At 45.0% G+C, this 11,862-nt stretch carries 11 protein-coding genes; all 11 read right to left on the minus strand.

The window, feature by feature from the left end; all coding sequences use genetic code 11:
* Nucleotides 1–167: 167 nt before the first annotated feature.
* Nucleotides 168–1,427 carry a hypothetical protein gene (locus HGJ98_RS09685; protein ID WP_291350867.1) on the minus strand — a complete coding sequence of 420 codons (1,260 nt, stop codon included), beginning with the start codon at nt 1,425–1,427 and terminating at the stop codon, nt 168–170.
* Entirely contained in the window at nt 1,424–3,406 is a 1,983-nt protein-coding gene (locus HGJ98_RS09690; protein ID WP_291350868.1) for a DUF2339 domain-containing protein, read from the minus strand. Before HGJ98_RS09690 ends, HGJ98_RS09685 begins: the two co-directional genes overlap by 4 nt.
* A 1,191-nt stretch (nt 3,407–4,597) precedes the next feature.
* Nucleotides 4,598–4,816 (minus strand): hypothetical protein, encoded by a 219-nt coding sequence (locus HGJ98_RS09695; RefSeq protein WP_291350869.1) that lies wholly within the window; start codon nt 4,814–4,816, stop codon nt 4,598–4,600.
* A gap of 204 nt (nt 4,817–5,020) precedes the next feature.
* Nucleotides 5,021–5,665: a class I SAM-dependent methyltransferase gene (locus HGJ98_RS09700; RefSeq protein WP_291350870.1), complete on the minus strand. Its 645-nt coding sequence runs from the start codon at nt 5,663–5,665 to the stop codon at nt 5,021–5,023.
* A 209-nt stretch (nt 5,666–5,874) separates the two neighbouring features.
* The gene (locus HGJ98_RS09705; RefSeq protein ID WP_291350871.1) at nt 5,875–6,729 is read right to left on the minus strand and encodes a hypothetical protein; all 855 of its coding nucleotides are present in this window, start codon (nt 6,727–6,729) and stop codon (nt 5,875–5,877) included.
* Between the two features lie 67 nt (nt 6,730–6,796).
* Nucleotides 6,797–6,988: a hypothetical protein gene (locus HGJ98_RS09710; RefSeq protein ID WP_291350872.1), complete on the minus strand. Its 192-nt coding sequence runs from the start codon at nt 6,986–6,988 to the stop codon at nt 6,797–6,799.
* A gap of 176 nt (nt 6,989–7,164) precedes the next feature.
* Nucleotides 7,165–8,709, minus strand: a complete 1,545-nt coding sequence (locus HGJ98_RS09715; RefSeq protein ID WP_291350874.1) for a DUF4179 domain-containing protein — start codon at nt 8,707–8,709, stop codon at nt 7,165–7,167.
* A complete protein-coding gene (locus tag HGJ98_RS09720) occupies nt 8,702–9,250 on the minus strand; it encodes a sigma-70 family RNA polymerase sigma factor (RefSeq protein ID WP_291350875.1) in 549 nt (182 codons plus the stop codon). Before HGJ98_RS09720 ends, HGJ98_RS09715 begins: the two co-directional genes overlap by 8 nt.
* A gap of 406 nt (nt 9,251–9,656) precedes the next feature.
* Nucleotides 9,657–10,505 (minus strand): amidohydrolase family protein, encoded by an 849-nt coding sequence (locus HGJ98_RS09725; RefSeq protein ID WP_291350876.1) that lies wholly within the window; start codon nt 10,503–10,505, stop codon nt 9,657–9,659.
* 14 nt (nt 10,506–10,519) lie between these two features.
* Entirely contained in the window at nt 10,520–11,512 is a 993-nt protein-coding gene (locus tag HGJ98_RS09730; protein WP_291350880.1) for an NADH:flavin oxidoreductase, read from the minus strand.
* Nucleotides 11,513–11,694: 182 nt separating this feature from the next.
* Nucleotides 11,695–11,862: DbpA RNA binding domain-containing protein (locus HGJ98_RS09735; protein ID WP_291350161.1), on the minus strand; the 168-nt coding region annotated here is incomplete at its 5' end.

The following is an 11,862-nucleotide window of genomic DNA, read 5'->3' on the forward strand; positions in this document are numbered from 1 at the left end:
TTAACAACTATAGTGACTTTGAAAATCAGCCAAGCCCAGACAGGGAAAGGGGGAAGCAAAGGCTCCCTCTTTCTTGTAGACGTCTTGGGGTGTCACATGGCAACCCTCGAAAAACTCCCTGCCCTTTACTTAAAATAAGCTGAACTCCCATGGGCTTTGAAGTATTCTTAACTCATTTTCTTAAAAGATCTGAACTGGATAATCCCCACCACCAAGACAGCCAAACCTAAGGCCAGGGGTAAAAGAAAGGGAAAGCGCTCTGTTAGGGGGAGCTTGGCCTCTTTGTACTGGGAGTTTACGCTGTAACTTTTTAAAAACAGGATCTGAAGGCTGTCTTCCCTGATTTTGCTCTGCAGGAAGACCTCCCGGGCATCATATGTGGGGAAGGCCATTTGCTCATTGCCCCAGAATATCTTGAAGGGCCCATTATCCGCTTGGTCCTTGACCAGGAGGCGGACAGGTACCAGCCCTACCTGGGCCTGGGAAAACTTTACGGGCTGATTGTCATCATTCTGCAGGGTAACCCGTAGGTAGCGGGCCTGGGTAAGGGGGTGTTCCAAGGAAAGGCTCTCATCCCCCTGGTCTGTTCCTCTGTAGAGATAGCAGGAGGTAACACTTCGCCACTGCCGGCCGTCATTGCTGGCTTCCAGGTAAGCCCGGCGGTAAAAACCCTTCTCCTCGGTGATGAGCTTCATGGTCCTGCTGTTTTGATTGGCGTATTTCAGGTCCAGGGTAAGGGTGGTGGTTTTTTCATTCTCCTCCTGGAGAATGGGAAAAGAACTATATTCAACCTCCAGGTTGTCTTTTTTCAAGCTCCTGTATCCAGCACCGAATACACTCAAATTCTCACCTTTGGGCTGGGCAAACTCGAACTTAAGAAAGGAATACTCCACTCCCCTCAATGAAAACTGGTTATTGCTGTCATTAATCCCGTAGAGGGTCTGGACCCCAATTTCCTGCCATTTCTTATTGTCATTGCTTCCCAAAATATGAGCCTTAACTAGGTATTCAGGTTTATCCAGCCTGATGGTAATTTCAGCCCCTTCGGCGGGGATATCCTTGATGGTAAAGCTGTATTGATCCGTACCCTGAATGCTACCTTTGTTGATGATTTGCAGGGGTATGAAGCTCTCCCTGGATTCCTGGGCCTCGAGCCTGGTATACCCTGTTTCGCGGCCCTCCTTGTTGAAAATCCGCAGATCCCGCACGGAGGCGTCCATCACGGAATTAGGTTCAGCCTCAATCTCCAGGATGAAAAAACCCGTGGAATTAGGGGAGCCGGGGCTTACTTCGCCCACATAGTGAAAATCCTCCGGACCTGCAGCCACTATAGTAGGCGAATAGAGCATCGGAATTAGAAATAGAATCAAGACCATCATCAGTACCAGGGTTATCGTTTTTCCGGCGGCCCGGCCTGTGCACCTCATTGTGATTCACCCCTGCCAAAGAGATTTTGCTTCTTCTGGTAAGCAAAGGAGATGCCTAGAAGGATTAAGCCTAAGATGATAAAAAGAACAATTCTATAAATGGTTGCTAAATGGGCCAAATCCATCAGGAAGGCTTTAATTATGGTGACGGACGTTAAACCTAAAGCGGCATATCTCATCCCCTTGATATTTCTTTTTAAGCCCCAGCTAAAGAGGACAATGGCATAAATCATCCATAAAAGGCTTAAGCTTAACTGTTCCGGAGAGAGGAAGTATTTGTAAGGGTGGAGTTGGAAAAAGTGCATGTTTTCAAAGGTCAAGAAAAAAAATATTAAGATAAGGGCCCATACTCCTACTCCTGTTTTCACGTAGTTCTCTTTCTCCAGGACCAGGCGGTTATAGAGGTAATAGATGGTTCCCGAGACAGAGACGGCCAAAAGAAGTGCAAAGGACGGCCAGTTCAGGAGGAAAACCTTGGCCATATACATTTGATAACCGCTGGCATTCCCTAGGGCCGCGATGCTCCCTAGGATCAGGACGGCCATACCACAGAAGCGGATTTCCGGAATTTTCAGCTTATATCCCATTAGGAACAGGCCCAGAGCTTCCCCTAGCCAGGAAATAGCTATGTAATTTTCATTTCTGGACCACGTGGGTATTGCCATATTGCCCAGGACCAGCACAATAATACCGACCAGGACCAGAAAACGGTTTTTCAATAGACTTCCCAAAAAGAAAATCCCGCAGGCTTCCAGGACCCAGGCATAACCCACATATTTGTGACTTAACTGCAGATAGAAAGCCACAGTGATAAGTTTGATTGCTACGACAAAGAGGGTATAGACCTGCTTTTTATCTTCCTGGTTCAGCCGATAGGCCAGACGTCCGATATAGATGTAGGCCAGGGCCGTGACCAGAGCGTAAAAGCCCATGTAGTCTTTCATCATGGTACCCTGCAGGAAAATCCTGCTCCAGATAAAAAAGGTGGTGGCATTGAGGAAGATTAGGATGGTCTCGGCGGAATTAACCTGAGATTTGACTTTGATATTGTAGCCGCTGGCAATAGCCAGATAAGCCAGGAAATTCACCACGACGAAGATAAATGTAGGCAGTATGAATTCATTCCTATACATTCCGACATACCAGACCAAAATCAGCAGCTGATTGAAGAAAAAGCTGATGAGACGGAAGGAATTCCAGCGCTTATATATGGATACACCCAAAATTCCCAAGGTGAGAATGCATAAGTAGCCGAAGAAAATCCAGGGCAGGGGAGTCCCCGTAGATATCAGCAGGGGGGCCCCGTAACCGCCGATAATGCCCAGGATGCCGATAGTCAGGGAGTCATGGCGAACGGCGGTAAAGACTGCATTGGTCATAACTACGATGAGAAAAACGAAAGCCCAGGCCGGTGAGATGAGATGATAAAAATTATAGGCGGCATAGACGGAGAAATATAGGGCCAGGCTCCCAGCCCCTATCAGTCCTTGGGAATAGATAACATATTTCTTCTTCAGCCTTTCCCCTGCGCCCAGCATGACCAGGCCCACCATAATACCTAGGACAATGCGCCCTGTGGGACCAATCCACTGGTTATCAAAGCTGTATTTCAGGAAATAAACCAGTCCCAGAATAACGGCTCCCGCCCCCAGGCGGTTGAACCACGTCCTGCCTATTTCGAACTCAATATTCCCTTGTTCCCTGCCCATGCGCTCCGGTATAGCTTTCAGGTCTGATACTGACTCCGGTTTCACCTTCATCTGCACCTGTACCCCAGCATCTTCCCTTAAGGGTTTGGCCGGTATCTGGGTTTGGGGCGATTCTTTAACGACAGAAGGGGATGCAGGGGGTTCAATCCCCAGTTTGTTCTCGATGGATTCCAGCCTGTCGGCCAGAAGTCTCTGACTGTTGATGATTCCCTCCTGCTGGCGCCGCATTCTTTCCATCATTTCCCTGGTCTTCTTGTTTACTCCAAACATTTATTACCTCCACGAATCATATTTTTTTAAATCCTGGCTGATCTAATATACTAAAAAATTAACGCTAAGAATAAAGCAGGACAGTGGGTGTGCTAAGGACGATCTACAGAATATTATCCTTCAATAGCCATTTTCTGGTGTATTTTAACTATTCTATGTAGATTTAGACATACCTTCTATTTATATGTCTTTTTTTCAAACCTACTTAACTTAGGTCAGAATGCTATACCCTTTTTCCTTGCTAATTTGGTCCCGCAGTAGCCTCCAAAATACTTAAATTTTATGGTTATTGTGGGTTAAAAAAATGCCCAAAAACCTTTTATAGATTTTGGGCTTCTCAAAGATATATCAGTGCCCCACACAGAAAGGAGAGCTCCTTGCGCGGCTCCTCGAGGATCTGCTGCAGTTCCACATCTGTAACTGCTTGCTGGCATAATTCAGGAGTTTTTAGATTTGTTCCATATCTCTCCCCTCTTGAGCATCCTGTTTGAGAGTTTCTCTATCCATATAAAATACTCTCCACAATGAACTCTTCTCTTCCGTAGGGAGGATTACGACCAGGTAGCCGCTGGATTTAACTCCTCTCGGATTGGGTCTTATTATTTATAAATTTGTCCTGATAACGGGGGGCCATACTTTCAGCGTCTTCGCCATGTTTTCAACAATCGTACTCGCAGTCTCCCTGTATTTTTCCTTCGCCTCCGAATCCGTTCTGTCTAATGCGCGGCGCGGCCTTTGCACGATATGTCGTAGAACGTTTAGGCATTACCGCAGCGTCCCAACCACATGCATCTTGGCAAAGTTGAGGTAATGCCGTGTTATGTGTAGTGTCCGTACTTGCAATCATCACTTACATAAACGATTCCATATATACCTTCTAGTTTCCTTTAAATGGGCATAATACTTATTGATATAAGCATATAAAGGATGGTATGATATGGATAAGAAATGTGATCATGAGGAGAGGGATAATATGCCATTACCTCAAAAGAGCGTGGATAAAGACTTTGCGAGTTCGTTAATAAAAACAAAGATTTAATAAATAGAATCGCAAGATCTAATACTACTCAAAATGACGCCGGCGTTACAGTTATTCCAAAAGATGATCCTTGGCGTGATGAACATGAATGGGATGAAATGTATAAGGAATTAAAGGACAAATGATCATTGTTAATGGCGACGTCTGGTTTGCTAAATTCCCTCTTGAAGACACTTCTCAAAGCCATAGTCAACATCTTTGAGCTGATAGCCGATCTGTTTTGCAGCCGGCGGCGAGCTGATTTTACCGTCCCTTATACTTCTCAGGTAATCCAGTCCGAAAATGGCTGACACCGCATCTCTTTTGTTTATTTGAGGATCATCCCAGGCGATGGTCCTTTTTCTTTTCCTGCCTCTTAACAGATTTTTCAAACTGAATCCCTGCTAAAACAAACTGAGCTGCCGCCGCTTATGAGATTTGACCTTTCTGTCCGTGATTTTTCCCCCTCCCCTATTGAACCTCAAAGGATGCCGCTGTCCGGTCAGTGAGAGTTTTAACCCTCCAGGGCGGCAGCCGAACTATGATTAGCGTAACAATAAACACAGCCGTTGGGGCAGGTATTATCCGGTGCATTCCTATAGAAATGATTTTCGCAAAACATAATATAAGGAATAAAACTGATCAGGATGGTTTTTAATGTCAGAGATTTCACCTAGTTCCTTTTCATACAGCAAACTATTCTCATCCCTTTGAATTAAATCTTCGAGGCAAGCATAATAATCCTTCCACCACACATTGTCATCCAACTCAAAGCTTTGGAGCAGTTCCAAATGATGTTCCACAAAAATCCTCTGCTTTGCTTCATCATCCTTTAACTCATCATGGAGAATCAGATATCCTCCGGGCTTGAGAAACCGGACCAAAGCCGTCAGCCCCTTCTCAAAGCCTGCCACGTTGAGCACCCCTTCAGCTAAAACGATATCAAAGGATTTCCCAGGCAAACTGACATCAAATAAGGATGCCTGGATGATGTTTATTCTGCCGGCAAGGTTTCGAGCTTGAGCTTTCTCCCTGAGCCATTCCAGGCTTTCTGAATCAGTATCCACAGCCCAAAGCCTGCCGGGATAAGTTTCCAGCAATGCTAAGGCGGGTACCCCGCTTCCGCAGCCCATGTCCAGAATTTGGGGACCCTCCATTGCCGGCAGCTCGGCAAAGGCTTTGAGGGTATACGGAATTAATTTTTTCCGGCAATCGTCTCTTATTTGTTTAACTCTAGCCATGGCAATCCAGAAGCTCTTTTCCCGGGAAACTTTACGGTAACTGTCTCACCTGCCGAGAAATGTACCAGTCTGCGGCTATGATCTGAAAGATACAAGGGTTTTGTATCCTGAGGAAGGATGTAGGAGTCCGAGGGACTCATATGCCCGGCCGCCTGCAAAAAAAGAGCATTGCGATTGCCGTTCCAATCCGTCTGCCCCTCAAGGCAAATCTACCCATCCTTATAACCCTTATCCCATTCCCCGGGAGTCAGCATCGGGGTAAAAGTAAAAGCAAAGGAATTATAGACCTCCGCCTGCTCAGACTTTAGATAATCCAGCCTATACTCTGAACTGCGATCGACATGGATTTCTGTAAGAGATTTCTTTTCCCCATTGTTGAGAACAACCAATAAATTTTCCGGGATATCCCTGCCCGGAACAGACATTATATACCCTTGCGGATTATCAATCCGGCTGCCCCTCTCACTAGGGTCTCTGTTTTCAATGACTCTATTGCCGGGTGATACACTGATGGTTCTATCCGGAAAAAAAGCCTCCACTCTTTCCGCAAGAGCCGGGTTACCTCCGTATTGGCGTGTTTCAACCCCTGCCAGCCCGAAATAGATGTAATGTCCTCTAAACTGTGTATAATTCAGGGTCCAGCAATAGCTGCCCTGTGTGAGGTGGGTCACCTGGTTTTGGTCATCGACAAAATGAAGATCCGGATAGTTTTCTCCATCCATCAACCTTTCGGCCAGCACCAGGGTGCCGCAGCGGCGACATGGAAAGCTGCTCTGAAAAAAGACCCTAAAGACATGCAGAAGAATCCCCAGACCCGCAAGCAGGGCAGCTTCGTCCACAGATAGCGAACCCATTGCATGGAGAGGCGGTAAAAGCCCACAAGACGGTGCGGGGAGACGGAGCCACGAGTTCACATCAGGTACTACCCTGAGGTTTGGCGAAGTCCCGCACCGGCGAGTGGGCGAGCCTCGGAGTGCTGCGGTGACGAAGACACTGTCTTCGAACGAATTAACTTTCTTGCAGGATGTTGGCGAAGCAGCCCGACCCGAGCGACCTATTTTCATCCGGCATAACCCGGCCAGTTGGCAAGGTCCGGGAACATACTCGCTGTCCCCGGACCTTTATCCTTTCCTAATGCGTCCTGCCCTGATACCATTGCATATTGTCGGGCGGTTTAGCGAATACCGCGGGATTGAGGGTTTCTGACGCAGACAGGTATCTCTGAAAATCATCTTCTTCGTGAATAATATCCTGCTGGCCGATTCCCCGTACTATAACATGGTAGATTCCTGTTTCACTCTTCTTTCTTGGCTTCCTGGGCATCCCTTCACGCCCCTTCTCCCCTTTTCTCAGATTCTACCGTTCATTTCAATTTGACACAAGAGAACCGTCCCCATGTGCCCCCCAAGAGAACCGTCCCCATGTGCCCCCTGGGTTCAGGCCGCCCCAAAAACGAGGCGGTCTGATTTGTACCCCTTTTTCACCAAACTTCCACTATACTATTTAATTTTAATATCAAACTCGCCCGTAATCCGACTTGGATAATCCTGAATTTGAAATGTGATCGGAGATTGGTAAGATTGGTTATCCGGTAGTGTTAGCCCTAAGGTTTTATCATACCCTGGTTTGTCAGAGTCGGTTGCTGTACTTTGCCCTTTAATCTCGAATGAATTTCCTTGCGCATCCATGAATTCAAAGGGAAATATACTAAATCCACGTTTTTCATCGTACAAAGGATTAGTTTTCAGGGAGAAGATTAGTTCCTTTGTCTTTTCTGAGGGATTCTTAATGACCTGATCAAGCATAAGGTTGGGCGGGCCAACAAGGATTCTTTCTTTTTCTGGATCCAGAGTAATTCTTAAACTCTCCTTATCCATAGCTCGGATGCTTTTCCCTCTCAAAAAGAGTTTTTTAGATTGGGTAAAATAATTACTCTGGAAGAAAAGGATTACGTGGTTCTCATCTGGATAGCTGCCACTCACTCCGTTTATGATACTACCCCACTCTTCCCCTTCCTCATTGACGAGAGTTAGATCATCAAAGGCAAAGATCTTTTTGCTATTCGCCGGATCGTAGGATACATTCAGGGACATGCGCGTCGGGTATACAGTAATCTTTTCAAAGGTAATTCTTTGCCCTTCAATAACTACACTCTGGTTGACTTCATAGACCGTCTTCATACCAACAAACTTATCTTTCTCCACAGGGATTGTGAGTTCCCAAGTTGAAGGAAGTTGAGAGGAAGGATCGAAGGGAACATCTTGGAATATTTCACGAAGCTTCACTTTTAAGGACAGTCGATTTGGAATCACAGTATTGTCATAAAAGTTAACATTAATTCGCGACTGAATCTTGCCATCGCCATCCTTATCAGGCTCACCAGCGCTACTGTGGCCGATAGTAATCTCCTTCAGCGGCTCACCCATTTCATCCAAGAGCCTAACATCGAAAAAATCAAAGGTTCCTTCTCCCCTTTTGTTTTCCACAGTGTAGAATATGACTAGGCTTGCCTCATCCATAATGATTCCATCGACGGTAAACACGATATTTTCATGTTCATCCGATACCCCTATGGGTAAGATAAAATCATTCTCCACTGCGGATTGAAGTCCTTTATCATAGTTTATAAGTTCAACAATATAACCCAGACCCGGTATTTGATGCAATACAGCCGCAACAGCGGGAGAAACCCGAGCAGTCGTAATGAAGGCGACCAGCAGAAAACATGCCACGAGAGTAGTCCATTTGCGGAAACGCCATACCTTTTGGGCTTTTATTCCCTTAGTTAAACCTTTTTGAATATGATCATCGAGTTCATGGGGGATAGGCATGTCAGCAACCCGAGGCTTAGCTTGAATCAGTTGATCATGAACCTGATTAACACCATCAAGTTCGTGAAAAGCTTTAAACTCCTTCATTAATTCTCCCAAGTCGTCGATTGTATCTAACTCATCCATCTTAACTAATTCATCCATCGTTTCTGAATGGCTTAAAGTCCTTTTTTTCCCTTTATGGCTCTTATATGGTTCTTTTCGTTCAAACACGACTGTCCCCCCTCACTTGAAGGAATTCTTTAAGCAGTTTATATGACTGGAATAACCAGGTCTTGATCGTCCCTTCAGGTCGTTCTAAAACAGCAGCAATTTGCTGAATCGTTAAATCCTCAAAGTACTTCAGTTCAATAACCTGACGATATCTGAGATCGAGACGATCGAGGGCTTCTAGAATATCCAGACGTTGCAAATCTACCCTTCCTCCCGGTTCAGTTGAGTCATCTAAGGCTGTCAGTTTATATTGAATAACCTCACCAGTCAGAGGAAGTTGGACTCTAAGCCGCTTTAACTCGTCGTTACAGACATTAATAAGAATGCGAATAAGCCAGGTCTGAAAGTATTTAGGTTCCTTAAGTTTATGTATGCTGCGGTAAGCACGATAGGTCATTTCTTGAATAGCCTCCAGGGCATCATGTTCACTCTTCAAATACCGAAAAGCGATCCGATATAGCTGTTGCTTATGAAGATTTATAAGCTCGTAAAAAGCCTCATCATCTCCTCTTATTGCTGCAACAATAGTTTGCGCTTCCATTGCTCACCTCTCTGTCCGGATTCCTCGTTTGATCGATTTTAGACTTCGCTTATTTGACTTTACTGAGCCCTAAAAAGTTTTAACTCAAAGAAATAATCTTGTTATAACCGCTATGCCCCACACCTTGCTGATCCGGTGTGGGGCATATAAAACCTAAGCATATAATACTTAGGCTCAAATGAGACGATCACTATTTGATGCAGACCAGTATATATTAAGTAGTAAATTCCCATCAGATTCACAATAACTTCCAGTCCCATTATATAATCGTATATGGGCTCAAAGAAGAATATTGTACTATTTTTCTCATTCCTGCCTGCTGCAGATGTGTAATATATTAATCGGTAATAAACTGGAAGGACGAAGCACATGTTCAACAATATTCTTAATTAAATGTAGCATTCTCTTACAAAATTTCATTAAGTTTGGGGTAAACCGTAAGCACATTTCGATAAAATACAGCTTCGTGATACTCTTCCGGTATAACATGCTTGATAAATTCTATATAAGGTTTAATAGGTACAAGTGGCCAATCTGATCCAAATAGAACTTTATTATAGCAATTCGAAATGACTAAGGCTTGTTGGATATACTCCACGTAAAGCCTTTTATCTTTAATTTTCATCACCTGCTCTTTATTCCCTGCGATGAGTCCGGATAAGTCTGTGTAAACATTATGATTCTTGGCGGTGACCTCTGCTGCATCAATCATCCACGGGACGCCCATATGACAGATCACAAAGGTAACGTCCTCTTGTTTTACAGCTAACTCATCAATCGTTAACGGATGGGAATATTTCAAAAGCCCTTTTGGGGATTGTGTATCCCCACAATGAATCGCCACGGGAACTTGGTATTTGCGAGCTAGCTCATAGATGGGATCATAGATCGAATCATACACGTAATATGGAAAATAACCGGGATAGAGTTTAATCCCTGTCACTCCCTCTTTTTTAAGTTCTCCTTCAATATAATCAAGTTCTTTATGATCTTCCTTAAGCCTTTCAGGATTAACGCCTACACAAGAAAGTAACCCTTCTACAGTCCCATCTGCCAAAACAAATTCTTCCGGACTCCCCGAAGGTTGGTTGGGCTCCCGACTGGGGGTTGACATGATGATTCCAGCTACAACACCGGCTTGTTCAAACTCTTGTCTTAGCCCTTGAGCACTAAATTCCACTTGTGATATATTTTTCGCCGTTTCATTAAATCCAGGGCGACACGAAAAATGCAAATGCGCATCAATGATTTTCAAAGTACCATTCCCCCTCATCGCAATGTTTCAATTGCCTGTTTCGCCCATTGAGAATCCTGTAATACCGCCCGACCGACGCCGATGAGGTCAGCTTTTTCTGCTACCAGCAATCTCTCAGCCGCTTGGGGTTCGGTAATGCCGCCAGTTAGAATGACAGGGATGGATACAACCTTTTTAATTGCTTCTGACAGAGGGGAGAAATAGCCTTGCTCGGAACTCCCCGGAGATTTATATCCTAAGAAACTCCCGGAAATATCGAGAATGGTGATGCCTGCTTTCTCGAATTCTTTAGCTGCTATCTGGCTATCTTCAATCGTGATGCCGCCTTCTTTATAATCGCAAGACCCTAACCGTAAGAGTAGTGGAAAGTCGTTGCCCACAACAGCTTTGACTGCTGCGATAACCTGCAGATGGAGGCGAAGGCGATTATGAATCGTTCCACCGTACTCATCAGTTCGCTGGTTGCTCAAGGGGGAGAAAAATTGGTTAAGTAGGTAGCCGTGGGCAGAATGGATCTCCACCCCGTCAAAGCCTGCTTCCTTGACACGACGGGCAGCATCCTGAAAGGCTTGGACGATATCGGTAATTTCCTGTTTGCTAAGCTCTTTAGGAGTATTTCCATTCCAAGGATGAGGAACTGGAGAGGGAGCGACCGGAATCTCTCCGATGACTTCCTGAGAGGTGGCACTACCTGCGTGATTAATTTGCATTACAGCTTTTGAACCATTGCTGTGAATAACCTGGGCTAAACTACGTAATCCTTCCACCAGATGATCATTAGCGACAGAGAGTTGATTCTTGCTCGCTTTACCTTTTGGACTTACGAAACTATGTTCAACAATGATAAGTGAGAAACAGCCGCCCTTCGATTTTTCTTGATAATAGTCGAGAACCGCCTTGCTTACACCACCGTCCTCTTCGGACTTGGCAGTGGCCATGGGAGGCATAATCAGACGATTATGCAGGGTCAACGAGCCCGCTTGCAATGTATCTAGTAAATGCGCCATAAAAGGAACCCTCCTCAAGTTTCAAACGTTATCCCATTGAAAAAGCCTGTCTTATCTGATCTCGTATTCGATAATACGATTGATACATTTTTTAATATTCCCGACTGCAACGGGAATTAATATGAATGAGTAGTGTTTATTAATTCAGTATGAACCGTTGTTATAGCCCCTAGTTCATGAGTTTACCGGTCTGCTTTGCTTACCTTCCGAAGCCGGCCCTTAATCGGAGTATTCTGCAGATTCTGCAGCACCAACTCACCCTTATTGTTTAAGATTTCAACAAAGGTTGATACATCCAGGATATTGATGATTCCGATATCTGCCGGGGTTATGCCCTCAATACTGCAAAG

Source organism: Desulfosporosinus sp. (assembly GCF_014237355.1).
Classification (GTDB): Bacteria; Bacillota; Desulfitobacteriia; order Desulfitobacteriales; family Desulfitobacteriaceae; genus Desulfosporosinus.